The following is a 25,536-nucleotide window of genomic DNA, read 5'->3' on the forward strand; positions in this document are numbered from 1 at the left end:
CGGCTCACCGTTTTGTCAATCGCGGCGCGATCAATCCCGAGGTCGGCGAAAGTCCTTCCCCGGTAGGCGGACGTCACAGCACCGTGCTCGCATGTCGCGACGTCCGCTCCTGTAAGCGCCGCGCTTGAAGGGAAGAGCGGACGAGACGTCCGCGCCCCCGGCCTCAACCTTTCCTCAGCATCCAGCTGCGCACCTCGAAAGGTTTGAGGTCCGGACCATCGGCACGCGACACCGGCTCTTCGAGGATATTGACGGTCTCGCCGAGCCTCCAGCCCGTGGCCGGTTTGATGGTGAGGGAGCCACGAGCGCCGGCGGGCTCGTAGACGCGCAGGACGAGCCCCCCACCCTCCTCCGCCCGCTTGAGGCCACCGAGCCCGGCCGCGATGCCCTCGATGGCAAGCGGCTGGTGCGATCCGGGCAGCAGGCCGGTGGCGGCGAGCGCCAGCACCGGCTGGTTCAGATCGAGCGCCTCCTCGCGCACGCCGCCCTCGTACCAACTGCCTGCATGCGGAAGCAGCGCATAGGTGAAGCTCTGCTCGCCTTCATCGGCCAGCGGATCGGGATAGATTGGCGCACGCACCAGGCTCAGCCCGAGCACATTGCCTTTGACGCTGTGGCCATATTTGGCGTCGTTCAGGATGGCGACGCCGAAACCGGGCTCCGACAGATCGGCAAAGCGATGGGCCGGCACCTCATATTGGGCGCTCTCCCAGGAGGTGTTGTCGCGGGTCGAGCGGCTGACGGCGCCGAAGGCGCATTCGAAGGTGGCGTAGTCCGAGCGCACCGCCACCGGCGTCAGGGTTCTGAGCAGCACGCGTCGGTCATGCCAGTCGAGATCGGTCCTGATCTCCAGACGCGGCGAGTTCGCCCAGAGCCGCAGCGTCTGGGTGATGGTGGAGTCGCGGAAACGCCTGACGATCCTCACCGCAACGCGATGCGGGCCGGTCTCGACCACCTCGATCGCCTCCACTGCCGTCAGCTCCTGGCCATTGGCGGCATAGTCGTCCTCGATGTCCCAGGCGTCCCAGTTCCGGGGCTTGTCCATGGCATAGGCCCAGAGCTGGTTGCCACGGCCGGCCAGCGCCTCGCGCCCGGCGCGCTTGTCGTAAAGGCTGGCCAGCGTGCCGTCGCCATTGAGGACGGCCCGCACGAAGCGGTTTTCGAGGCTCGCCTTCGAAACCGCGAGGCCCTCGGCTGGCGCCAGCCCGGCGCGGTCGAGCACGGCGATGCCGAGCGCAGGCACCGTTCCCTCCGGTGCAAAGGGAGCGCCGTCGATTTCGCAGCGGATGGGCCGCGCATGGAGATCAGGATTGACCGCGACCAGCACCTCGGCCGATCCGCCCTTCGGCAACTGGGCCGCCACGGCAGCGAGGCCGGCCTTCTGGGCCTCGCGACCCGTCGCCAGCGCCTCGCCGAGTTCGCGTTCGGCATCCTCATAGATCTCGCGGATGCCCGAACCCGGCAGGATGTCGTGGAACTCGTTCTTGAGCACCTTGCGCCAGGCCGGCTCCAGGCTGTCGGGCAGCGGCCCGCCGAGCAGCGCCGCCAGCGAGGCGACGGTCTCGGCCGTGATCAGCGCCCGCTCGGCGTGGCGGTGAAGCCTTTTGGTGTGGCTTTGCGTGGTCAGCGTGGCCCGGTGCAGTTCCAGATAGATTTCGCCCGACCAGACGGGAATTTTCTCCGCGGGGACATTGTCATGTATACGGGCGTAGAAATCCTCGACCCGAACCGGACTGAGCGCCGGGACCGCGGGGAAATCGGCGAGCTGGGCCTGGCGTTCCAGCATTTCGGGCGTGGTGCCGCCACCGCCATCGCCATAACCGACCGCGAGCAGGCTTTCGTCATGGATATCCTTGCGGCGGAAATTCTTCCAGGTCGGGATGATGGCTGCCGGTTCGGTCGAGCCATTATAGCCATGCAGCGGATTGTCGAAGGTGTGGGCGATCACCCGGCTGCCGTCGAGGCCCTCCCAGAAGAACAGGTCGTGCGGGAAGCGGTTGGTCTCCGACCAGTTCACCTTGATGGTGAAGAAGGAATCCATGCCGCCCTGCCTGAGCAATTGCGGCAGGGCCGGTGAGAAGCCGAAGCAATCCGGCAGCCAGCACACGCGGTGCCGCACGCCAAACTGGTGTTGGAAATAGCGCTGGCCGTAGAGGATCTGGCGTACGAAGCTCTCGCCGGTCGGCATGTTGGTATCAGGCTCGACCCACATGCCGCCGATGGTTTCCCATTGGCCCTTTTGCACCGCTGCGGCGATATCGGCGAACAGCGCCGGATCGTCCTCCTCGATCTGGGCGTAATAGGCGGCCGTGGACTGGTTGAAGACGAAGCTCGGGAATTGTTCCATCAGGCGCAGGGCGGTGTGGAAGGTGCGCCGGGCCTTGCGGCGGGTCTCGTCATAGGGCCAGAGCCAGGCGAGATCGATATGGGCGTGGCCGGTGATGCCGAGCTTGCCCTGCTGGGGGAAGCGGGCCTTGAGCGCGCGCAATTCGGCGACGAGGGCATCGTGGGCCGCGGCCACGCTGGCGCGGTGGTCCTGCCGCAGCCCGTCGGGGTTCGATTTCAGCGCCGGCAACTGCCAGATCGAGCGCTGCTGGGTATAGTCGCCCATGCGCGCAACATAGTCTGACGTGGCTGAGGGCCAGTCGAGGGCGGCGAAGCTGCGCTCCGCGGCGCCGACGAGATGAGGCACCACCTCATGTTCGCCCAGCAGCCGCGCCACTTCCGCCACCTGCTTGAGCAGCAGGCGCAGCCGGTGCACGGATGGCTCGATACGCGCCAGGCGCGCCGCGACCAGGCGGGGCTCGGGCACCGGCTCGCCGAAGGGCAGCCGCGCGACGCTGTCCGTCTCGATCGAGAAATGCCGCTCCGTCACCGGATATTCCTGGTGATAGGGATCGTGGCCGTAGCTCTTCTGACCCGCTTCGCCCTTCAAGGTGACCAAGCTCTCGCCGCCGAGATCGAGGATCAGACGGGTCTCCTCCAGCGGCCAGGATGGGGGCACTTCGGCCTTGGCGGCGAAATGCACGACACCTTCGCGGCGAGGCCAGTCGGCGCCGAGGGCGATCGGTTCGCCATTGAAGGTCCAGCCGTCAATGGCAACCTTCTCGCGCTCGCGCCAGAAGCCGAGTTCGAGCACGCGGACATTGAGGCGATCGATCCGCTGCTGGATCGTGAGTGACATCTTAAACTCCCAGGTAAAACAATATGTTACGGACTATCCTTTAACCGCCCCTGCCGTGAGCGCCCCCACCACCATGCGCTGCAGCGCCACGAAAGCGATGATGGCGGGAACCACCGCCACCAGGCAGGCTGCCGCCAGGACCTGGGTGGTGGAGGCATTGGACGTGCCGGCGAAATTGAAGATCGCAACCGAGATCGGCAGTTGCGGATCCTTGTTGAGCAGCAGGAAGGGGATAAGGAATTGCGACCAGTTGAGGATCATGATCAGGATGAAGGCCGAGGCGATGCCGGGCGTGATCAGCGGCAGGGTGATACGCCAGAAGATGCCGAACCGGCTGCAGCCATCGATGGCGGCCGCCTCCTCCAATTCCCGCGGAATGGCGTCGATGGCGCTCTTGAGCAGCCACGTGCACATGGGAATGCCAACGGCGATATAGACCATGATCACGCCGAAATGGCTGTTGAGCAGCCCGAGATCGCTCATATAGCGATAGAGCGGCACCAGGATGACCAGAGGCGAGACCATCTGGAAGGCGAGGATCGCCATCATCAGGGCCGAGCGGCCAGCGAACCAGAAGCGCGAAAAGGCATAGGCGGCAGGCGCCGCCACCGCGAGGCAGCCGAGCCCTCCGAGCGCCGAGAGCTTCAGACCGTTCCACAGGTAAACCAGGAAGGTGGGATCGCTCAGCACCTGCGCGAAGTTCGCGAGCGTCGGGCGCTTGGGGATGAAGCGGGCGGCGCCGAGAAAGACTTCCTGGCGCGAGCGCAGCGCCAGCGACAGCAGCCAGAGCAGCGGCGTCAGGAAGAAGGCGGCGATCAGCACGGCCAGTATATAGGTGGCGACATCGCCCCATTTCTCGCGGCGCTCGCCCCTCATGTGCGATCCTCCCAGCGCGGCAGGAAGGCGGCGTAGAAGAGAGCCAGCGCCAGGCTGATCGCCAGCATCAGCACGGACAGCATGCTGCCGCCGGCGAGGTCGTAATTGCGGAAGACGGTGTTGTAGGTGAAGAGCGAGAGCACTTCCGTCGCCCGGCCCGGCCCGCCGCCGGTGAGCGAGATGATGGCGTCGAAGGTGTTCAGCGTCTGGATGGTGATCAGGATCGAATTGACCAGGATGGCGCTGCGCATCATCGGCAGGGTGACGAAGCGGAATTTCTGCCAGGCATTGGCGCCGTCGACATTGGCCGCTTCATAGAGCGTGGGATCGATGCCCTTGAGCGCGGCATAGAACACGATCATCGAAAAGGCCGTGCCGCGCCAGACATTGGAGATGATGGCCGAGATCATGGCGGTGGCGGGATCCGACAGCCAGGCGACCGGTGCGACATGCATCAGGCGCAGCACGCTGTTGACGGCGCCGAAAGGCGCCTCCGAGAACAGCATCTGCCAGATCAGCCCGTTGGCGATGCCGGGAATGACCCAGGCGATCAGCACGATGGTGCGGATCACGGTCATGCCGGGAAGGCGCCGGCGCTCGCCGCGCACCACCACCAGCGCGATGCCGAAGCCGACCGCCTGCTGGCCGATCACGCTCGCCGCGCAGAAGACGAAGGTGGTGAGGAGGATATCGCCGAGCGCGGCATTGCCGAGCATGGCGTAGAGGGTATCGAGCGTGTAGCGCTCCTCGGCACTGAGCAGCGTCGCATTGGTCAGGGACAGGCGGAAGACGTCGATGATCGGGTAGAGATAGAAAGCGGCCAGCAGCAGCACGGCAGGCGCCAGCCAGGCGAAGGGATTGGTGTCGATGCGCCCGGCCAGGCCGAGCCCGCGCTGGCGGCGTGGCATGGCGGCGATGACTGCCCTGGTCGTCGACATGGCGTCTCTCTCTTGCGTTTACGGCGGCAGATTGCTTCAGAAGCCATCCTGAAGAAGCGCGATCTCCCTTCTCCCCCTATGGGAGAAGGTGCCCCGAAGGGGCGGATGAGGGGTTTCGGTGAGATCCTCAAAGTTGGGGATCTCACCTCATCCCCCTGCCGGGACCTTCTCCCGCGAGGGGAGAAGGTACGCGGAAGGCAGACGCGCCTCATTTCTGCCGGGCGTAGGCCGCCTGCACGGCGGCATTGGCGGCATCGAGAGCGGCCTCCGGAGTCTTGGTGCCGGCCAGCACATCGCCCATCATCACCTGGATCTGGTTGGAGATTTCGGCGTAGATCGGCACGCCGGGCCGGGCCTGGCCGTGGGCGAGCGCGGCCGCAAAGGCCTTGTTCGTCTCGGTCTTGAAGACCTCGAACTTGTCATATTGGGCCTTCGAGGTCGGCAATTGCTGCTGCAGAGCATTGCCGGGCCCCGAATAGACCTCCTTGGCGATCGCCGCGCACATGGCGATCTTGTCAGGATCGTCGGAGAAGGCTCCCACCGTCCAGCCGCCGGTACCGGTGGAGTTCTGGTCCGCCGTCGGCCCCGGTATCGGCGAGAAGGTCCACTGCGCGAAGGTCTCGGGCTCGAGGATGGATTTGAGCTGGCCATATTGCCAATTGCCGCCGATGAACAGGGCTGTCGTCCCGGCCGCTGCCGCGGCGTTCAGCTCGTCATAATTCATGATGGTGGTAACGCGCTTGGGCGCGGCGCCGGAATCAACAAGATCCTTGAAGTATTTGACGGCCTTCAGGAATTTCTCGCGGTTCTCGCCCTCGGCGAAGATCGGCTTGCCCTGATCGTCGACGAGCTTCCCGCCCTGGCTCCAGAAATTGGCGAGCCAGTCGAAGGTCGTGGCTTCCCAGCGCCCGGCGTTGAAGAGCAGACCTTCCATGCCCTTCTCCTTGGAGGCGAGCGCAGCCGCCTTCAGTTCATCCCAGGTCTTCGGAGCTTCCGGCACGATATCCTTGTTGCGGTAGAGCACGCGCAGATCGGTGTCCCACCACCAGGCATAGATCTTGCCGTCCTTGCCGGTGATGCCCTGCCGTACGAAGGGGAAGAGATCGTTGATCTCGTCCTTGGTGAAATAGGCATCGAGCGGCTTGAGCACGCCGGCGCCGATGAACAGAGCCAGCACGAAGGAATCCACCGCGGCGCAATCGGGGCCGCGGCCGGCCTTGGCCTGCTCGAGCATGCGGGCCTGCTCCTGCCCGATATTGTCGGACATGCGCTCAAGCTCGATCTTCCAGCCGGGATGGCGCTGGATGAATTCGCCGAACAGCTTCTTGTAGCCCTCCGCCCATTCGGGATGGGTGCTGTCGGGCCCGTCGCCCGTCAGGCGGAAAGTCAGGGATTTCGGCGCATCGGCCGGACCGATCCGGCTCTTGGTGACGAGGTCTTCGGCCTGTGACGAAGCGGCCGCGAAGGCAACGGCCGAGGCGAGCAGCGCGGTGACCAGACGCTTGCGCATCTTGTTTCTCCCTGGGGATGTTTCCTCGATCAGGCGGTGCGGTTCCGCCTCGTGATGGGCGCATTGACGCCGCCCGAATAAATCACATCGATTTTATTGAGGCAAGCTTCTTGGGTATGGAGAGAAAAGACGAAGGCAGCGACGCCGGCGCTATTCGGACGGCATGCCGGCCGGCGGACGGCCTGCCGAGGCAAGACCTTCCTATCCACGATACAAGCAGTAACCGATCTACCGCTGGGGGGCGGCTTGGTGGCGCTTGTCGGTCCATTCCGGCGGCGCCCCGAATTTTTCTGCGACGACGCCCAGGAGACCTGGCGCCCGGCCGAAGCCGTCGCAGGCCGGGTATTTCGGCTTGCCGCCCAGCCAAGACCGTATCCGCTGTCCGGATGGCAGCCGGATATCCAACGTGCGTGGCTCCTTTCCGGTAACGAGCATGCGAGAGAACTCGCTCCCGAACGTCGTCGCCAAGCCATAGGCATCACCGACTTCGGACATGCGCGGCTTGTTCGAGATCGAGTTGGCGCCGCGGGCCCAGAGCATCGCGGCGCGCTGGTTGCCCTTGCTGTCGACGGCCTCTGCCTCGACCGCCAGACCACCCAGGCCGAAGGGAAGCCGGGGAACGCTGACCGGCAGGGCAAAGCCACTGCCCAATGTCACGGCGGTTGCGAGCACCGCCACCGCCCTGTTGGTCGGTACGATGTCGGTGATCACAGTTCGAACCATCAGGTCAGCAGGAGCGCCCGGTGTAACGACCTGAAACTTGTCGCTCAGGGCGACGCAGATCTCGCGATCAAGCGCATTGGCAACCATCGCCCGATCGCTCTCCGTTTTCACCCGCGCGGAGGCCGACTGAGCCAGCGTGGTCGGCACGATGCCGACAGTCTTCACGGAAGCCAAAGCACTGGCATCGACATAATTCCTCGACCTCGACAGCAGTCCTTTTGGTTCGCTGAGCTTGTCATAGCTCGTCAACGTACCGGCAGATTTGAGAGGAACCGAAGCACATCCGGTGGACAGCACAGGCAGCATCAAACAGGCCGTCGTTACCCGTACTTGTATCAGGACATCGCGCAGACAGGCCGTCATAGCCGCGTGTGGATCGGTCGCCTTTTCGTCCGCCTTAGCGAATGTCACAAGGCCCATGCGGATTCGAAACACGGCCAGCCGCCGTGAAAGAGGAAAACTCGTCACGCCCAGCTCCAAATATAAGATACACTGGTGTATCTAGTTGTGGCATTATGGTGGAATTAAGATGCGAACATGCATCTTAATCAGACAGGGAACCTCATGCAGCAGCGACGTCGGGGAGCAGATCTCGAACGGGCAATTTTGGAAGCAGCGTGGTTCGAACTTGTCGAACGCGGCTATGCCGGGCTGACGATGGAGGCCGTGGCCGAAAGGGCCGGCACCAGCCGCCCGGTGCTCGGGCGCCGCTGGAACGGCAAAGCGCCGCTCGTCGTCGCGGCCATTCGGCAGCAAATGGCGAAAAACCCGATCATCGTACCCGATCGAGGCGATCTACGCACGGAGCTACTGGAATTCCTGGACAGGGCCTCGGAACGCACCTCCGCGATCGTCGCCACTTTCTCGCTGCTCTCGAGCGCATATTTCACCGAAACCACTTCCACGCCAAAGGAGCTGCGCGCTTCGCTCATCAAGGGTGGGCATGGGCAAATGCTTCCAACGATCCTCGAGCGTGCCGTGACGCGCGGCGAGGTCGATCGGGAAAAACTCGTCCCGCCCCTCGATTCCCTGCTGAGCGATCTTTTCGGGGGGCATATCCTCATGACCTTTTCGGCGCCGCCGCCCACCTTGTGGCAAGCTTGGGTCGACAGCGTGTTTCTCCCGCTCGTTCGAGCCAAGTAGAGCCGTCGTGCCATCGTTCATACAGCCTCTGGACGGTGCCCGGTGGAATTGAGGCCCCTTCCAACAGCAAGCGAAAGACAGGCTGTGGAGAAGCAAGGGCCTGTGCCCAGAGGCATGGCGGTCGCTCCCCGCCTTGCCTATGGTGCGCGACTCATCTTCGAACGAGGAGCGCATGAACGGCAAACAACACGCCACGGGCGCCAGTGCACGCCTGGCCTCGATCATCGCAGCCGAGATCAATGCCAAGCCACAGCAGGTGACGGCAGCCATCACCCTGCTCGACGAGGGTGCGACGGTGCCCTTCGTGGCCCGTTACCGCAAGGAAGTGACAGGCGGCCTCGATGACACGCAATTGCGCGATCTTGCCGAGCGCCTGGCCTATCTGCGCGAGCTCGAGGCCCGGCGCGAGACCATCCTCACCTCCATCCATGAGCAGGGCAAGCTCGACGACGATCTCGCGGCCAAGATCGCAGCCGCGGCCACCAAGGCGGAGCTGGAAGACATTTACCTGCCCTACAAGCCCAAGCGGCGAACCAAGGCCGAGATCGCCCGCGAACGCGGTCTGGGACCGCTTGCCGAAGCGATCCTCGCCGACAGGGCGGCGGTGCCGGCGGAGCTGGCGACGGCCTATCTCGGCGACGAGGTCCCCGACGCCAAGGCGGCCTTGGAAGGCGCGCGCGACATCCTGGTCGAGCGTTTCAGCGAAAATGCCGAGCTGGTAGGCCGGCTGCGCACCTATATGAAGCAGCATGCCTTCCTGCGCGCCCGTGTCATCGACGGCAAGCAGGCGGCCGGTGCGAAATTCTCCGATTATTTCGACCATGTCGAGCGCTGGTCGGGCGTGCCCAGCCATCGGGCGCTTGCCATGCTGCGCGGCCGCAACGAGGAGGTATTGTCGCTCGACATCGAGGTCGACGCCGACAACGCCTCCGCGGTCAAGCCGGTGGAGCATATGATCGCGCAGGCCTATGGGATTGCAGGGAGCCTGCCCGGCGACCGCTGGCTGATGGAGGTCGTCGGCTGGGCCTGGCGGGTCAAGCTCTCCCTGCATCTCTATATCGATCTGATGGGAGACCTGCGCGAACGGGCCGAAGAGGAGGCGATCCGGGTCTTCGCACGCAACCTCAAGGATCTACTGCTCGCAGCTCCTGCCGGTTCGCGTCCTACCATGGGCCTCGATCCCGGCATCCGCACGGGTGTGAAGGTCGCGGTGGTCGATGGCACCGGCAAGCTCCTGGCCACGTCCACCGTCTATCCCTTCCCGCCCAAGAACGATGCGCGTGGGGCCCAGGCGGAACTCTGCGCGCTCATCCGCCGCCACGGTGTCGAACTGATCGCCATCGGCAACGGCACCGGCAGCCGCGAGACGGAAAAGCTGGTGGTCGACATGCTCGCCGCCCTGCCCGCGCCCAAGCCGCTCAAAGTCATCGTCAGCGAGGCGGGCGCTTCGGTCTATTCGGCCTCGGCAACGGCCGCTACGGAATTTCCCGATCTCGACGTCTCGCTGCGCGGGGCGGTGTCGATCGCTCGGCGGCTGCAGGACCCGCTGGCCGAACTCGTCAAGATCGAGCCGAAGTCGATCGGCGTCGGGCAATATCAGCACGATGTCGACCAGTATCGGCTGGCGCGCTCGCTGGATGGCGTGGTGGAGGATGCGGTGAACGCGGTCGGCGTCGACCTCAATACCGCTTCGTCCTCGCTGCTCGCCCGCGTCTCCGGCCTTGGCGCCTCGCTCGCCGAGGGCATCGTGGCGCATCGCAATGCCAACGGCCCCTTCGCCAGCCGCAAGGATCTGCTCAAGGTTTCCCGTCTCGGCCCCCGCGCCTTCGAGCAATGTGCCGGCTTCCTGCGCATTCCCAATGGCGCCGAGCCGCTCGATGCCTCGGCCGTGCATCCCGAAGCCTACGGCGTGGCCAAGAAGATCGTCGCCGCCTGCGGGCGCGACGTGCGCGCGCTGATGGGCGACAGCGCCGCCCTCAGGAAGCTCGATCCGCAGGCTTTCGTGGACGAACGCTTCGGCCTGCCGACCGTGCGCGACATCATCGCGGAGCTCGACAAGCCCGGCCGTGATCCTCGGCCCGAATTCAGGACGGCGACCTTCGCCGACGGCATCGACGACATCAAGGACCTCCGGCCCGGCATGCTCCTGGAAGGCACGGTCACCAACGTCGCCGCCTTCGGCGCCTTCGTCGACATCGGCGTGCATCAGGATGGCCTAGTCCACGTCTCGCAACTGGCCGACCGCTTCGTGAAGGATGCCCATGAGGTGGTGAAGGCCGGCGACGTCGTGAAGGTGCGCGTCGTCGAGGTCGACATTCCCCGCAAGCGCATCGCCCTGTCGATGCGGCGGGACACCAACGCCGGGTCCGAAAAGCCCGCGAGACGTGACGACAAGGCCAGGCCGAACCCGCCTCGCCACAACCAGGCCCGGCCCGACAGGTCGGCCGCGCAGGGCGCCTTCGGAGCGGCCCTCGCCGAGGCGCTGAAGAAGCGTTGAAGCATCCGCTTGGCGGGAACGCCGGCGCGCTGCCCCTCCGGCTGCTCTCATTCCGAGAGGGGCAAGGCTCGTGGCCGGGCGCCGCCCCGCCCAAGTTCGGTATCGGCGAAGCTCTCGGCGATATAGTCCTCGAGGCGGATGATGGCCTCGCTCGAATTGCCGGCGAGCCGGTGCAGCCGCAATTCGAGATGGCCGAGCGGCGGGAAGCCGTCGCGCTCGCCGAGCATGCGCACGCCCGACGGGGCCGCGCTCTCCGCCATCACCGTGACGCCCAGCCCCGCCCGCACGGCGGCGGAAATGCCGTTATAGCTCGAACTCAGATAAGCGATCCGGCAGGGCCTGCCGAGCCCGTTCAGCGTCTGCAGGATGCGGTGCCTGTAGATGCAGGGCGGCGGTGCCACCACCAGGGGTAACGGGCTCTGGGTATGGCGTTCATGGTCGGCGCTCGTCATCCACACGAGCGGCTCGGTGAAGATCTGGCGGCCCTCCGTCAGGTCCGGCTCGTCATGTAGCGCGATCACGAGATCGAGCTCGCCATCGGCCTGCAGGCTGAGCAGGTTCTTGCTCAGGTCGCTCGTCACCTCCAGCATGACATTGGGATGGGACTGGGCGAACTTGCCCAGGAAGTCCGGCAGCAGCGAGGCCGTATATTCGTGGGGAGCGCCCAGCCGGATGCGCCCGGCGACCTTGGGCTGGCGCATGCTGGCGAGCGCCTCGTCGTTCAGCGCCAGGATACGCCGGGCGAACTGGGCGAGCAGCGTTCCTTCAGGAGTGAGCTGCAGCTTGTGCGCATCCCGCTGGAAGAGCTGCGCAGCCACGATCTCCTCGAGCCGGCGGACCTGAAGGCTCACTGCCGACTGGCTGCGGCCGACCAAGGCGCCGGCGCGGGTGAAGCTGCCGGAATCGATGGCCTTCAGGAAAGTCCGCAGGAGTTCCGTAGGAATATTCTGCACGGTTTCATCATGAGAAATTTCAATCCTATCATTTGAACTATGAATTTTTGAAATGTCAAACGATCTGTCATATCCGGCCTGTCCGGAGACGTCGGAACAGCCGCCGGCTCCGGAAGCCGCGCCGACGCATTGGGGTCCGTATTTTTGATATTCGGCCGGTTCGATATTTGGCCTAACAAGAACAACCACCGGGGACATGCCTATGGACGACCGGAATGAACTTGGCGGGACTGAACTTGGGAAAACACCGCTGACGGCGCTCAATACGGCGCTCGGCGGCAAGATGGTGGAATTTGCAGGCTACGAAATGCCCGTGCAGTTTCCCGAGGGCGTGGCCAAGGAGCATCTCCACACCCGCGCCAGGGCGGGGTTGTTCGATGTCGGCCATATGGGCCAGGTCATGCTGCGGGCGAAGTCCGGACGCTATGACGACGCCGCGCTGGCGCTGGAGCGGCTGGTACCTGTCGATGTGCTCGGGCTGAAGCCGGGGCGCCAGCGTTACGGGCTTTTCACCGATGCCGGGGGCGGCATCCTCGACGATCTGATGTTCGCCAACCGTGGCGACCATCTCTTCCTGGTGGTCAACGCGGCCTGCAAGAGCCAGGACATCGCTCATCTGCGCGCCCATCTGTCCGAAGACTGCGAGATCGAGGAAGTGACGGATCGCGGGCTCATTGCTCTCCAGGGGCCGTCCGCGGAGGCGGCGCTGGCCAAGCTCGCGCCGCAGGCGGCTGCCCTGGCCTTCATGGATGTGAAGGAGATGGTCATTCTCGGCGTCTCCTGCCTGGTTTCCCGCTCCGGCTATTCGGGCGAGGATGGCTATGAAATCTCGGTGCCCTCAGCACAGGCGGAAGAACTGACCAAGGCCCTGCTCGCCGACCCGGACGTGCACCCCATCGGTCTCGGCGCACGCGACAGCCTTCGGCTTGAAGCCGGGCTCTGCCTCTATGGCAACGACATCGACACCTCGACGACGCCGGTGGCGGCGGCCCTTGAATGGGCTGTGCAGAAGGTGCGGCGTACCGGCGGGGCCCGCGCGGGGGGCTTTCCGGGAGCCGAAGTGATCCTGCCCGAATTCGAACATGGGGCGTCGCGTCGACGCGTCGGGCTGGCCGCCGAAGGCCGCGCGCCGATCCGGGCCGGCGCGGAACTCTTCACCGACGAAACGGCGCCGGCGCCGATAGGCCGCGTCACGTCCGGCGGCTTCGGTCCCACCCTCGGCGCTCCCGTCGCCATGGGCTATGTTCCCACGGCCAGCGCCAAACCGGGCACGCGGCTTTTCGCCGAGGTGCGCGGCAAGCGCCTGCCGGTCGTCATCGCCACCCTTCCCTTCATCACCCCGCGCTACAAGCGCAGCTGAGAGGCCCACCATGACGAAATTCACCGAAGACCATGAATGGCTCGACATCGCCGACGGCGTCGCCACGGTCGGCATTACCGGCCATGCCGCCGAGCAGCTCGGCGACCTCGTCTTCGTCGAGCTGCCCGGGGTCGGCAAGCGCCTGTCGAAGGGGGATGTCGCGGCAACGGTCGAGTCCGTCAAGGCCGCCTCGGACGTCTATTGCCCGCTCGACGGCGAGATCGTCGAGGTGAACGAGGCCATCGTCAACGACCCGTCCCTCGTCAATTCCGATCCGCAGGCCGGCGGCTGGTTCTTCCGGCTCAAGCTCGCCAATGCCGGTGACGCGGCGGGCCTGATGGACGAGGCCGCCTACAAAGCCCATATCGGCTAAAGCGTTTTGTGATTTGACGCAATCGTCAAGGAACGCAAAGACACGTCGGAACAAGGAGTTAGAGCAAATAAGCGTTCGGTCTCGAACGCGCTTTGCTCTGAGAGGACACGATGTCTCATACCGAAACCACCTACGATCCCTATGATTTTGCCAATCGGCGCCATATCGGTCCCTCCCCGGCCGAAATGACGGAGATGCTGAAGGCCGTCGGCGCCGATAGCCTCGATGCGCTGATCGACGCCATCGTGCCGGCGGGCATCCGCCAGAAGGCGCCGCTTGCCTGGGGTCCGGCGCTGTCCGAGCATGGCGTGCTCAACCGCCTGCGCGAAGTCGCCGACAAGAACCGGATGATGATCTCGCTGATCGGCCAGGGCTATTACGGCACCGTCACGCCACCAGCGATCCAGCGCAACATCTTCGAGAATCCGGCCTGGTATACCGCCTATACGCCCTACCAGCCCGAGATCAGCCAGGGGCGCCTCGAGGCCCTGCTGAACTTCCAGACCATGATCTCGGATCTGACCGCCCTCGACGTCGCCAATGCTTCGCTGCTGGACGAGGGCACGGCCGCGGCCGAGGCGATGGCGCTGTGCCGGCGTTCCGCCAAGTCCAAGGCGAATGCCTTCTTCGTCGACCATCATTGCCATCCCCAGACCATCGCGGTGATCGAGACGCGCGCCGCCGCGCTCGGCTGGGACGTCGTGGTCGGCGATCCCTTCGCCGATCTCGATCCGGCCGGCGTGTTCGGCGCGATCTTCCAATATCCCGGCACCTATGGCCATGTGCATGATTTCACCGGCGTGATCGAGGCGCTGCACGACGCCGAGGCGCTGGCCTGCGTCGCCGCCGACCCGCTCGCCTTGACCATCCTCAAGGCGCCGGGGGAGATGGGCGCCGACATCGCCATCGGCTCGACCCAGCGTTTTGGCGTGCCGATGGGTTATGGCGGCCCGCATGCCGCCTATATGGCGGTGCGCGATGCACTCAAGCGCAGCATGCCAGGCCGCATCGTCGGCGTTTCCATCGATGCGCGCGGCAACCGCGCCTATCGCCTGTCGCTGCAGACCCGCGAACAGCATATCCGCCGCGAGAAGGCGACCTCGAACGTCTGCACCGCCCAGGCGCTGCTGGCGGTGATGGCCTCGATGTATGCGGTGTTCCACGGGCCGACTGGGCTCAGGGCCATCGCCGAGCGCGTCCACCGCAAGATGGTACGGCTGGTCAAGGGTTTGGAAAGCCAGGGCTACAAGATCGAACCAGCGACCTTTTTCGACACGGTGACGGTCGAGGTCGGCGCGGTCCAGGGCGCCATCCTGAAATCGGCAGAGGCCGAGGGCATCAATCTGCGCCGGGTCGGCACCAGCAAGATCGGCATCGCCTATGACGAGCGCACCCGCCGCGGCCATACCGAGGCGATCTGGCGCGCCTTCGGCATCGACCGCAAGGACGACGACCTCACGCATGAATACCGGCTTCCTGATGCCCTGGAGCGGACATCGGCCTATCTGACCCATCCGATCTTCCATTTGAACCGGGCCGAAGCGGAAATGACGCGCTATATGCGCCGTCTCGCCGATCGCGATCTCGCACTCGACCGCTCGATGATCCCGCTCGGCTCCTGCACGATGAAGCTGAACGCCACCGCCGAGATGGCGGCGTTGAGCTGGCCCGAATTTGCCGACGTGCATCCTTTCGCACCCGAAAACCAGACCCGGGGCTATGCCGAGGCAATCGCCGATCTCGAGGCCAAGCTCTGCCAGATCACCGGCTATGACGCCTTCTCGATGCAGCCCAATTCCGGCGCGCAGGGCGAATATGCCGGCCTTTTGACCATCCAGGCCTATCACCGGGCGCGCGGCGACAGTCATCGCGATGTCTGCCTGATCCCGACCTCGGCCCACGGCACCAATCCGGCCTCCGCGCAGATGGCCGGCATGAAGGTGGTGGTGGTCGGCGCGGCTGCCAATGGCGATATCGACCTCGCCGATTTCCGAGCCAAGGCGGAGGCCCATTCGGCCAATCTCGCGGCCTGCATGATCACTTATCCCTCGACCCATGGCGTGTTCGAGGAGACGGTGCGCGAGATCTGCGAGATCACGCATGCCCATGGCGGCCAGGTCTATCTGGACGGCGCCAACATGAATGCCATGGTCGGGCTCGCCCGCCCCGGCGATATCGGCTCCGACGTCAGCCATCTCAACCTGCACAAGACCTTCGCCATCCCGCATGGCGGCGGCGGCCCGGGCATGGGGCCGATCGGCGTCAAGGCCCATCTGGCGCCCTATCTGCCGACACTGCCGCAGTCTGGCGAGAAGGGCGCGGTGTCCTCGGCGCCCTATGGCTCGGCCTCGATCCTGCTGATCTCCTGGGCCTATTGCCTGATGATGGGCGGCGAGGGCCTGACCCAGGCGACCAAGGTGGCCATCCTCAATGCCAACTACATCGCCAGCCGCCTCTCGGCCTCCTATCCGATCCTCTATTCGGCCAAGGGCCGGGTTGCGCATGAGTGTATCCTCGACACCCGTGTCCTGAAGGACCGCGCCGGCGTGAGCGTCGACGACATCGCCAAGCGGCTGATCGACTGCGGCTTCCACGCCCCGACCATGAGCTGGCCGGTGGCGGGCACGCTGATGGTGGAGCCGACGGAGAGCGAACCCAAGGCCGAACTCGACCGCTTCATCGCGGCCATGCTCGGCATCGCGGCGGAAGCCGAGGCGATCGTGGCGGGTGAGCTCGACCCCGAGGACAACCCGCTCAAGCACGCCCCCCACACCGTGGAAGATCTGGTGGGCGAATGGAACCGCTCCTACAGCCGCGAGATCGCCTGCTACCCGGCCGGCGCCTTCCGGGTCGACAAATACTGGTCGCCGGTCAACCGGGTCGACAATGTCTATGGCGACCGCAACCTGGTCTGTTCCTGCCCGCCGCTCGAAAGCTATGTCGAGGCGGCCGAATAAGGGCTAATGACCACGCAGGATGCAGGCGGCCCTCGGGACCGCCTGCTTGAGTAGAGAGCCAGGCATGTTTCTGTCGATTTTCGACATCTTCAAGATCGGGATCGGCCCCTCCTCGTCCCACACCATGGGGCCGATGGTGGCGGCGGCTCGCTTCCTGGACGAATTGAGGACCCTGGCGGGGTGCGAGCCCGCCATGTCGGAGCTGCGGCTCAAGGTCAGCCTGCATGGCTCGCTGGCCTTTACCGGCCATGGCCATGCCACGGACCGTGCCGTCATCCTCGGGCTGATGGGCTTCCTGCCCGCCACCATCGACCCGGACCTGGCGCAGGAAAAGGAGGCCGAACTCCGCCAGGCGGGCATGATCAGGCTCCCTGGCCTGCCGCCGCTCGCCTTTACCCCCGACACCGACCTCGTTTTCGACTATGGCCCGCCGCTGCCCGGCCACGCAAATGGCCTCGTCATGACGGCCATGACTGTGGAGGGCACGGCGCTTCTCAGCCGGACCTATTATTCGATCGGCGGCGGCTTCGTGCTGTCGGCCGAGGAGCTCGAAGCCCAGCGCAGCAGGGATGCATCCCCGTCCGACGAACCGGGTGCGCTCGGCTTTCCCTATCCCTTCAGCACCGCCGCCGAAATGCTGGCGATGGGGGCTTCCTCCAATCTCAGCATCGCCGAGATGAAGCGGGCCAATGAGCATCTCGTCTATGGTGACACGCTCGACGACAGGCTCGATACGATCTGGGCAGCCATGGAGGGCTGCATCGACCGCGGCTTGCGGCAGGACGGCATCCTGCCGGGCGGCCTGTCGGTGCGGCGCCGTGCGCGCATCATTCACCAGCAGCTTCTGGCCGAACAGGGCCGCAATCTCGAACAGCCCCATGTCGTCAACGATTGGATCTCGATCTATGCCATGGCGGTCAACGAGGAGAACGCCGCCGGCGGACGCGTCGTCACCTCGCCCACCAACGGGGCAGCCGGGGTGGTACCGGCCGTGATCCGCTATTATCGCGACCATTGCCGCGGCTCGACCCACGAGGGCATCCGCGATTTCCTGCTGGTCGCCGCCGCCATCGGCGGCATCATTAAATATAACGCCTCGATTTCGGGCGCTGAAGTCGGGTGCCAGGGCGAGGTCGGATCGGCGTCGGCCATGGCGGCGGCCGGGCTTTGCGCCGCACTCGGCGGCTCCAACGAGCAGGTCGAGAACGCGGCCGAAATCGCGCTGGAGCATCACCTGGGCATGACCTGCGATCCGGCCAAGGGCCTGGTGCAGGTCCCCTGCATCGAGCGCAACGGGCTCGGCGCGATCAAGGCGGTGAGCGCCGCCAGCCTCGCCCTGCGCGGTGACGGCAAGCATTTCATGCCGCTCGACAATTGCATCGAGACGATGCGCCAGACCGGCATCGACATGAACCTCAAATACAAGGAGACCTCGACCGGCGGGCTTGCCGTGAACCTTCCGGAATGCTGAGAGCCGACGGGACGAGGTGCGATCGGAACGAGGCGTCGCTCGCCATGCGCCACTCCGCCGCCGTCGTGGGCTTGCGGCTTTCTCCATCCTGACGGCAAGAGCTTTCGCCGGTCGCCTCAGCCATATTGCGCCAGACCGTGGCCGAGGGACCAGTTCACCTTGGGGACCTCGACAAGGCTGACGAAGACGTCTTCGGGCCGGATGCCGGGACTTTCGGCAAGGCGCTCCGCGATCCGGCGGAACAGCGCCCTTTTCTGCGCCTCGCTGCGCGTATTGCTGACGGTGAGCTGGATCAGCACGAGGTCGTCGCTGCGGGCAATGTCGAGATAGCGCGAGCCGTAGCGGAAATTGTCGGCGTCGTGCTCGCTGATGGTCATGAACTGGTCGTCCTCGGGCACATCGAAAGTCTCGCGCATGGCCTGGTAGAGGCCATCGAAGATCGCCTGGCGATAGGCTTGCGGCTTTCCGGCACGCATCGCGATGTGTGTGAGCGGCATGGAGTTTCTCCTCTATGGTCCGAACCGAGCCTAGATGCCGCTCCTTCATTTTGATATTCTATGAATATGGATATCAGTAATAAGCAATGGAAATGATGGAGCGACCGCTCGATCTCGATGCCGTCAGGGCTTTTGTACATATCGCCGACCTCGACAGCTTCACGCGCGCTGCCGAGGCCCTGCAGACGACGCAGGCCGCCGTCAGCCTGAAGTTGAAGCGGCTGGAAGAAAGGCTCGGCTGCCGCCTCGTCGAGCGTACCCCCCGCTATGTGCAGCTTTCGCCCCAGGGCGCTGCCTTTCTCGAACCGGCCAGAGAACTCCTGGCGGGACACGAGCGGGCGCTCGCCGTCTTTGCGACCACGCGCCAGCGCCTTACCATCGGCCTCAGCGATCATGTCGCCGGGCCTGACCTGCCGGCGCTGATCTCCCGCATGAACGCCCAGGATCCGCAACTCCTGATCGAGATCCGCATCGCTTCCTCGGGAGACCTTTTGCAGAGTTTCGACCGGCGCGAGCTCGACACCGTGATCGTGCGCCTGCATGCCGGGCGAAGCGACGGCGAGGTGATCGCCGAGGAAAGATTCGGCTGGTTCGCCGCACCCGACTGGCAGAAGCGTTCGGATGAGCCGCTGCCTTTGGCGACCATGGCCGAGCCCTGCGGCGTACGCGCGATGGCAGGCCGGCTGCTCGATGAAGCCGGCCTGCCATGGCGCGAGAGCTTCGTCGGCGGCGGGGTCGCGGCGGTGACGGCAGCCGTGATGGCCGGGCTCGGTGTCGCTGCCCTGGCACCGCGCATGCTGCCTTTCGGGGCCGTCGAGGTCGGCGCGAGGCTCGGCTTGCCTGAATTGCCGCGCCTGCCGGTGCTGCTGCATAGCCGGGTTAGGCAGGAGCGGCCGCGCCAGGCACTCGCCGCACTCGCGGCCGCTTTCCGCGGAGCGGTGCGAGGATAAGCGCTCAGATCTGATAATTTTGATTAGAAAAGATCTGCAATATATTGAAATTTAATCATTATTATTACTTATTGCGGGGCGCGCCCAACAGCCGCTACCTCTGCCGGCCCAGGCGCGGCATCGCCTTTCACCCCGAAACGGTTGATCGTCTCAACGGCCGCCTTTATCCCTCTTGTCGACAAGAGGATTCTAAAATGAAGAAGAAAGTGGCGGGCAGCTCATCCACGGAGCGCAAACGCGGTTCCGGCGTCAAGATGGTGTATGACCTCCTGCGCGATGAAATCCTCGATCTGGTGCTGCCGCCGGGAAGCCCGATCGACGAGGTCCAGTTGGCGGAACGGTTCAAGATGTCCCGCACGCCGATCCGCGAGGCCCTGGTGCGGCTGGCGGGCGAAGGCCTGATAGACACCCTTCCCAATCGCTCGACCATGGTGTCGAGTATCGACTTCCTCAACATGTCGCCTTTCTTCGACGCCTTGGTGCTGATGTACCGGGTGACGACCCGGCTGGCCGCCGAGCATCACCGCCAGCAGGACCTGGAGGCGATCCATGCCCGCCAGGCTGAATTCGCCGAGGCGGTGCAGGCTCAGGATGCCCTGGCGATGATCGCCACCAATGCCGCCTTTCATTCGGCCATCGCCGAGGCCGGCCGCAATCCCTATTTTGCCGGCCTGTTCAACCGGCTGCTCGACGAGGGCCGGCGCTTCCTGCGCCTCTATTACCAATCCTATGACGACCGCCTGCCCCAGCGCTTCGTCGACGAGCACGAAGACATGATCAACGCGATCGTGGCGCGTGACGCCGATCTCGCCGAACGGCTGGCCAAGGTCCACGCTGAGCAGATTGTCGAACAGATCCGAAAACTTCTGGTACGCGACCGCCGTCTCGACATCACGCTTTGAAACATTTCCGACGATTTCGAGGCTTGCCAGGAAACGGAAATGTCGATTTGAAACAATATGTTATGGCGAGGACCGCTTCCGTCTCGCCATTCCGGTATCACGGCGTGCCTATTTCTTGTCGACAAATAATATACAAACGCGTATGAAGGTGTCGAAGGCACGCTACCGGCGCCCCGTGACAGTGCGATCGAGCCAATCCGACAGACCAACAGAGGAGCCCGAGATGAAGGCCAAGATTTTCTCCGGTGTCATTCCCGCGCTGATGACCCCGTGCAAGGCAGACCGCAGCCCGGATTTCGAGGCTCTCGTGCGCAAGGGCAAGCAACTCATCGGCCAGGGCATGTCGGCCGTGGTCTATTGCGGCTCGATGGGTGACTGGCCGCTTCTGACCGACGCCCAGCGCATGGAAGGCGTCGAGCGCCTGGTCGAGGCCGGCGTTCCGGTGATCGTCGGCACCGGCGCGGTCAACACCGCGTCGGCCGTGGCGCATGCCGCCCATGCCCAGAAGGTCGGCGCCCAGGGCCTGATGGTGATCCCGCGCGTATTGTCACGCGGCCCGGTGGTCGCGGCCCAGAAGGAACATTTCAGGGCCATCCTCACCGCCGCGCCCGACCTGCCGGCCGTGATCTACAACAGCCCCTATTATGGCTTTGCCACCCGCGCCGACCTGTTCTTCGCCCTCCGGGCCGAGCATCCCAACCTGGTCGGCTTCAAGGAATTCGGCGGCCCGGCCGACATGCGCTATGCGGCCGAGAACATCACCAGCCGTGACGACGGCGTCTCGCTGATGATCGGCGTCGACACCGCCGTGTTCCACGGCTTCGTCAATTGCGGCGCCACCGGGGCGATCACCGGTATCGGCAACGTCCTGCCCAAGGAAGTGATCCATCTGTGCAAGCTGTCGCAGGCCGCCGCGGCCGGTGACGTCGATGCTCGCCAGCGCGCCCAGGAATTGGAGCAGGCCCTGGCCGTGCTGTCCTCCTTCGACGAAGGGCCGGACCTCGTCCTCTTCTTCAAGCACCTGATGGTGTTGAAGGGCGACAAGGAATACGCCCTCAACTTCAACGAGACCGATGTGCTGTCCGACAGCCAGCGTGGCTATGCCGAGACCCAGCTCAAGCTGTTCGATACCTGGTATGCCCAATGGAGCCGCCTCCCGGGCGCCGTGCAGCAATGCGCCGCCTGACGGCCTTGTGAGACTGCTTAACTGAAAGGGCCCTCCTGATCCGGAGGGCCTTTGCATTTCTAGGGGTTAGACAGATATGCTGACGCGACTGAAGATGCGTGTTCCTGGGACCGCCAGCATCCTGCTGGCTCTTGGAAACGCCGCGCTTGCCGGGACAAAGAGCCAGCAGGATGCTGGCGGTCCCAGGAAGAATCTGCCTCAATCCACCGCGTCGACACCGAGGGCCAGCAATCGGTCGAGCTGCGCGACCTCGGCGGCGCTGAGCGCAACGCCTTCCGCCTGCGACTTGGCGCGCGCCGCAAAACGGCGCTGGGATGGCAGCCTGGCGCCCTGCCCGACGATGGTCTCGAACAGGATCTCGGCACGGGCGAAAGGGTCGCCCGAACGTCCGGCAGCGAACTTCTCGGGTGAGAAGGCAAGGACCAACTCGCCATGAGCCGGCGCCAGGGTCGTCGTGCCCAGGGCTTCCAGCGCTTCGGGGCTGGTGAGATCCCCGATCATGATGCCGGCCAGGAGTTCGATCATCGTGCCGATCGCCGAACCCTTATGGCCACCGAAGGGCAGCATGGCACCGGCGAGCGCAGCCGAAGGATCCGTCGTCGGCCGTCCATCGGCGTCGATCGCCCAGCCCTCGGGCAACGGCTTGCCGGCCCGTCGGTGCAGTTCGATCTCGCCGCGTGCCGCCACGGAAGTGGCGAAGTCGAACACATAGGGCGGCTTGCCCCGGCGCGGCCAGCCGAAGCCGAAGGGGTTGGTGCCGAGCAAAGGCTTGTTGCCGCCGGTGGGCGCCACGGCCGAATAGCTGGGACACATCACGAGGGCGGCCAGGCCCTGCTCCGTTACGGCTTCCACTTCGGGCCAGAGCGCCGAGAAATGGGTGCAGTCATTGATCACCAGCGCGGCAAGCCCATAAGTGCGGGCGCGTTCGACCAGCAGGGGCAGGCCGAGCTCGAAGGCCGGATTGGCGAAGCCGCCCTTCGCATTGACCTTGACGATGGCCGAGGCATTCTGGGGCGGCACTTCCGGCTCGGCATCGGGGCGGACCTTGCCGGCCTTCACCGTGCGCAACGCACCCTCGATGCGATAGATGCCATGCGATTTGCAGGCGTCGCGCTCACCGGCGACGATCACGCGCGTCACGGCCCCGGCCTGGGCCGCGTTGAAGCCCGCCTTGCGGAAGATCGCCTCTACCCGCTCGCTCAATTCCCCCGTCGTCAAAAGACGGCTGTCTGTCATGGCATGCCCTTCCCGATCATTCGCGTGGCTGTTCAATATCACGGCTTGATGATTAAAATACAATGTGTATACATAAAATCGACAAGCGCATTCCGAAATTAGCGCGCAACCCAGCGACGGTGTTGGAAGGAATGGCATATGGGCTTCACTCCCGCAGGCAAGCATCTTGTCGCAGGTGACTGGGTCGAAGGTGAGGGTTTTCTCGGAGGGCGGCAGCAGCGCGTGGCGATCGCCCCTGCCCTTGCGAAGTCGCGCGAATATATGCTGTTTGACGGGGTGATGTCCGCGCTCGACCCGATGCTCGTCGGCGACGTGCTCGATACGCTCAAGATGCTGGCCAAGAGGGCATGACGATGATCCGCGTCACCCATGAAATGGGGTTCGCCCGCGACGTCTCGAACCGGCCGGCCTTTTTCCACCAGGCCGTGATGGCGGAAATCGGCAGGCCGGACCAGCTCTCCGGCGCGCCGTGCAACCCTGAAACCCCGAAATTCCCGGCGAGCCTGCGATGACCGCCGATCTCGACGTCATCGTCATCGGCGCCGGCGTGGTGGGCCTGTCCTGCGCCATTGCCGCCAAGGAGCGCGGTCTGTCGGTCGCGGTGCTGGACCGGGAAGGCCCGGCCGCCGGCGCTTCGGCCGGCAATGCGGGGGCCTTCGCCTTCACCGATATCCTGCCGCTCGCTTCGCCCGGCATCCTGAAGAAGGCGCCGAAATGGCTGCTGGATCCGCTCGGGCCCCTGACCGTGCCGCCGGCCTATGCGCTGAAGATCGCCCCCTGGATGTTCCGCTTCTGGCGGGCCTGCTCGGCCGCGCGCGTCGCCCATTCGACTGCCGCCCAGACCGCCCTGATGGATCTGTCCAAGGCGGAGCTCGAGCCTTTTCTGGCTCGGACCGGCACGCTGGCGATGCTGCGCAAGGAGGGCAATCTTCAGGTCTATGAGGGCAAGGCGGAACTGGATGCCTCGCTGCCCGGCTGGGCTGCGCGGCAGGCCCACGGCATCGAGTTCCATCATCTCGATGCCGCCGGCATGGCCGAGATCCAGCCCGGGCTGGCACCGCGCTTCACCCATGGCACCTTCACGCCCGGCTGGTACTCCATCGCCGACCCCAGGCTCTATACCCTGGCCTTGGCCGACCATCTGCGCGCCCATGGCGGGCTGGTCGAGCGGATGGAGGTCAAGGCACTGCGGCCCCTCGAAAGCGGCGTCGAGATCATCGGCGCCGACGGCGGCGTGCGGCGGGCCGCCAAGGTGGTGCTCGCGGCGGGCGCCTTCTCGCACCGGATCGCCCGGACCATCGGCGAGGCGATCCCGCTGGAAACCGAGCGCGGCTACAACACCACCCTGCCGCCTGGCGCCTTCGATCTGCGCACGCAGATCACCTTCGGCGGCCATGGCTTCGTGGTCACGCGCCTCTCCACCGGCATCCGCGTCGGCGGTGCCGTGGAACTCGGCGGCCTGGAGCTCAAGCCGAATTTCCGCCGGTCGGAAGCCATGCTGAAGAAGGCGCAGGCCTTCCTGCCCGCCCTCAAGCCGGAAGGCGGCGTGCAGTGGATGGGCTTCCGTCCCTCCCTGCCCGACAGCCTGCCTGCCATCGGCCAGGCGCGCGCCACGCAGCGGGTGATCCATGCCTTCGGCCACGGCCATCTCGGCCTGACCCAGTCGGCCGGGACGGCGCGGATCGTCGCCGATCTCCTGACCGGCCATAAGCCCGCCATCGATATCGCTTCTTTCTCGCCTCAGCGTTTCTGACGAAAAGGTCCTGCCATGGCCAACCATACGTTCTCATGCATTGACGGCCACACTTGCGGCAATCCCGTCCGCCTGGTCTCGGGCGGCGGCCCGCGCCTGGAAGGCGCGACCATGCTGGAAAAGCGCGCCCATTTCCTGCGCGAATTCGACTGGATCCGCACCGGCCTTATGTATGAGCCTCGCGGCCACGACATGATGTCGGGTTCGATCCTCTATCCGCCGACCAGGCCCGATTGCGACGTCGCCGTGCTGTTCATCGAGACCTCAGGCTGCCTGCCGATGTGCGGCCACGGCACCATCGGCACCATCACCATGGGCATCGAGCACGGGCTGATCACGCCGCGCGAACCCGGCAGGCTCTCGATCGACGCCCCCGCCGGCAAGGTCGACATCACCTATCGCCAGGAAGGCCGCTTCGTCGAGGAAGTGCGCCTTACCAACGTGCCCGGTTTCCTCCATGCCGAGGGATTGACGGCCGAGGTCGAGGGCCTGGGTGAGATCGTGGTCGATGTCGCCTATGGCGGCAATTTCTACGCCATCGTCGAGCCGCAGAAGAATTTTCGGGACATGGCCGACCATACCGCCGGCGAACTGGTGGGCTGGAGCCCGAAGCTGCGGGCCGCGCTGAACGCCAAATATGAGTTCGTCCATCCCGAGCACCCGGAGATCCGGGGCCTCAGCCACATCCAGTGGACGGGCAAGCCCACGCAGGAAGGCGCGCATGCCCGCAATGCGGTGTTCTACGGCGAGAAGGCGATTGATCGTTCGCCCTGCGGCACCGGCACTTCCGCCCGCATGGCGCAGCTCGCCGCCAAGGGCAAGCTCAAGGTCGGCGACGAATTCGTGCATGAATCGATCATCGGGTCGCTGTTCAAGGGCCGGGTCGAAGCGGCGACCCGGGTCGCCGGCCGTGACGCGATCATCCCCTCCATCGCGGGCTGGGCACGCATGACCGGCATCAACACCATCTTCATCGACGACCGCGACCCCTTCGCGCATGGTTTCGTGGTCAAGTGAGCCGGCTTCA

At 65.1% G+C, this 25,536-nt stretch carries 19 protein-coding genes and 1 pseudogene; 12 read left to right on the top strand and 8 right to left on the bottom strand.

Translation table 11 applies throughout. From position 1 onward, the window contains the following. Window positions 1-163: 163 nt before the first annotated feature. The 5 genes from C5L14_RS02605 to C5L14_RS02625 all read right to left on the bottom strand — a co-directional run bounded on the left by C5L14_RS02605 (window position 164) and on the right by C5L14_RS02625 (window position 7,537). Complete coding sequence (locus tag C5L14_RS02605; RefSeq protein ID WP_105860445.1) at window positions 164-3,184, bottom strand: alpha-mannosidase; 3,021 nt, start codon at window positions 3,182-3,184, stop codon at window positions 164-166. 33 nt (window positions 3,185-3,217) lie between these two features. After that, a complete protein-coding gene (locus tag C5L14_RS02610) occupies window positions 3,218-4,060 on the bottom strand; it encodes a carbohydrate ABC transporter permease (protein ID WP_105860446.1) in 843 nt (280 codons plus the stop codon). Next, the gene (locus C5L14_RS02615) at window positions 4,057-4,968 is read right to left on the bottom strand and encodes a carbohydrate ABC transporter permease (RefSeq protein WP_245443230.1); all 912 of its coding nucleotides are present in this window, start codon (window positions 4,966-4,968) and stop codon (window positions 4,057-4,059) included. Before C5L14_RS02615 ends, C5L14_RS02610 begins: the two co-directional genes overlap by 4 nt. Before the next feature lie 238 nt (window positions 4,969-5,206). Then, window positions 5,207-6,508 carry an extracellular solute-binding protein gene (locus C5L14_RS02620; protein WP_105860448.1) on the bottom strand — a complete coding sequence of 434 codons (1,302 nt, stop codon included), beginning with the start codon at window positions 6,506-6,508 and terminating at the stop codon, window positions 5,207-5,209. 228 nt (window positions 6,509-6,736) lie between these two features. After that, the gene (locus C5L14_RS02625; protein WP_245443232.1) at window positions 6,737-7,537 is read right to left on the bottom strand and encodes a DUF3313 domain-containing protein; all 801 of its coding nucleotides are present in this window, start codon (window positions 7,535-7,537) and stop codon (window positions 6,737-6,739) included. A gap of 258 nt (window positions 7,538-7,795) precedes the next feature. On the opposite strand from C5L14_RS02625, the gene C5L14_RS02630 reads away from it, so the two are divergent. Then, window positions 7,796-8,374 carry a TetR/AcrR family transcriptional regulator gene (locus C5L14_RS02630; protein WP_210203196.1) on the top strand — a complete coding sequence of 193 codons (579 nt, stop codon included), beginning with the start codon at window positions 7,796-7,798 and terminating at the stop codon, window positions 8,372-8,374. A gap of 172 nt (window positions 8,375-8,546) precedes the next feature. After that, window positions 8,547-10,871, top strand: coding sequence for a Tex family protein (locus C5L14_RS02635; RefSeq protein WP_105860451.1), 2,325 nt, complete (start codon window positions 8,547-8,549; stop codon window positions 10,869-10,871). A 47-nt stretch (window positions 10,872-10,918) separates the two neighbouring features. Here the strand turns inward: C5L14_RS02635 and C5L14_RS02640 are convergent, their stop codons facing one another. After that, complete coding sequence (locus C5L14_RS02640) at window positions 10,919-11,824, bottom strand: LysR substrate-binding domain-containing protein (RefSeq protein ID WP_105860452.1); 906 nt, start codon at window positions 11,822-11,824, stop codon at window positions 10,919-10,921. Between the two features lie 202 nt (window positions 11,825-12,026). On the opposite strand from C5L14_RS02640, the gene gcvT reads away from it, so the two are divergent. The 4 genes from gcvT to C5L14_RS02660 all read left to right on the top strand — a co-directional run bounded on the left by gcvT (window position 12,027) and on the right by C5L14_RS02660 (window position 17,985). Then, the gene (gene gcvT / locus C5L14_RS02645; RefSeq protein WP_105860453.1) at window positions 12,027-13,184 is read left to right on the top strand and encodes a glycine cleavage system aminomethyltransferase GcvT; all 1,158 of its coding nucleotides are present in this window, start codon (window positions 12,027-12,029) and stop codon (window positions 13,182-13,184) included. A 10-nt stretch (window positions 13,185-13,194) separates the two neighbouring features. Further along, window positions 13,195-13,557, top strand: a complete 363-nt coding sequence (gene gcvH, locus C5L14_RS02650; protein WP_105860454.1) for a glycine cleavage system protein GcvH — start codon at window positions 13,195-13,197, stop codon at window positions 13,555-13,557. 110 nt (window positions 13,558-13,667) lie between these two features. After that, window positions 13,668-16,514 carry an aminomethyl-transferring glycine dehydrogenase gene (gcvP, locus tag C5L14_RS02655; protein WP_105860455.1) on the top strand — a complete coding sequence of 949 codons (2,847 nt, stop codon included), beginning with the start codon at window positions 13,668-13,670 and terminating at the stop codon, window positions 16,512-16,514. 64 nt (window positions 16,515-16,578) lie between these two features. Continuing rightward, window positions 16,579-17,985: an L-serine ammonia-lyase gene (locus C5L14_RS02660; protein WP_105860456.1), complete on the top strand. Its 1,407-nt coding sequence runs from the start codon at window positions 16,579-16,581 to the stop codon at window positions 17,983-17,985. A gap of 116 nt (window positions 17,986-18,101) precedes the next feature. Here the strand turns inward: C5L14_RS02660 and C5L14_RS02665 are convergent, their stop codons facing one another. After that, window positions 18,102-18,482, bottom strand: a complete 381-nt coding sequence (locus tag C5L14_RS02665) for a tautomerase family protein (RefSeq protein ID WP_105860457.1) — start codon at window positions 18,480-18,482, stop codon at window positions 18,102-18,104. Between the two features lie 92 nt (window positions 18,483-18,574). On the opposite strand from C5L14_RS02665, the gene C5L14_RS02670 reads away from it, so the two are divergent. The 3 genes from C5L14_RS02670 (at window position 18,575) to C5L14_RS02680 (ending at window position 21,520) form a co-directional block, all read left to right on the top strand. Beyond that, window positions 18,575-19,432 (top strand): LysR family transcriptional regulator, encoded by an 858-nt coding sequence (locus C5L14_RS02670; RefSeq protein WP_105860670.1) that lies wholly within the window; start codon window positions 18,575-18,577, stop codon window positions 19,430-19,432. Window positions 19,433-19,626: 194 nt separating this feature from the next. Then, complete coding sequence (locus C5L14_RS02675) at window positions 19,627-20,334, top strand: GntR family transcriptional regulator (protein WP_105860458.1); 708 nt, start codon at window positions 19,627-19,629, stop codon at window positions 20,332-20,334. 223 nt (window positions 20,335-20,557) lie between these two features. Further along, on the top strand, window positions 20,558-21,520 hold the full coding sequence (locus C5L14_RS02680) for a dihydrodipicolinate synthase family protein (RefSeq protein ID WP_105860459.1): 963 nt from the start codon (window positions 20,558-20,560) through the stop codon (window positions 21,518-21,520). A gap of 198 nt (window positions 21,521-21,718) precedes the next feature. Here C5L14_RS02680 and C5L14_RS02685 read toward each other — a convergent pair whose 3' ends face one another. Continuing rightward, window positions 21,719-22,756, bottom strand: a complete 1,038-nt coding sequence (locus C5L14_RS02685) for an Ldh family oxidoreductase (protein ID WP_105860460.1) — start codon at window positions 22,754-22,756, stop codon at window positions 21,719-21,721. Window positions 22,757-22,960: 204 nt separating this feature from the next. Here C5L14_RS02685 and glnQ point away from each other — a divergent pair. From glnQ to C5L14_RS02700, 3 genes and pseudogenes are all read left to right on the top strand, one after another. Next, window positions 22,961-23,268, top strand: a pseudogene (glnQ, locus tag C5L14_RS02690) (glutamine ABC transporter ATP-binding protein GlnQ); the annotation flags it as partial. Further along, complete coding sequence (locus tag C5L14_RS02695; protein WP_105860461.1) at window positions 23,265-24,509, top strand: NAD(P)/FAD-dependent oxidoreductase; 1,245 nt, start codon at window positions 23,265-23,267, stop codon at window positions 24,507-24,509. The pseudogene glnQ and the gene C5L14_RS02695, both read left to right, overlap by 4 nt. Window positions 24,510-24,524: 15 nt before the next feature. Then, window positions 24,525-25,526: a 4-hydroxyproline epimerase gene (locus C5L14_RS02700; protein WP_105860462.1), complete on the top strand. Its 1,002-nt coding sequence runs from the start codon at window positions 24,525-24,527 to the stop codon at window positions 25,524-25,526. Window positions 25,527-25,536 lie beyond the last annotated feature (10 nt).

The organism is Labrys okinawensis (assembly GCF_002982075.1).
Classification (GTDB): Bacteria; Pseudomonadota; Alphaproteobacteria; order Rhizobiales; family Labraceae; genus Labrys; species Labrys okinawensis_A.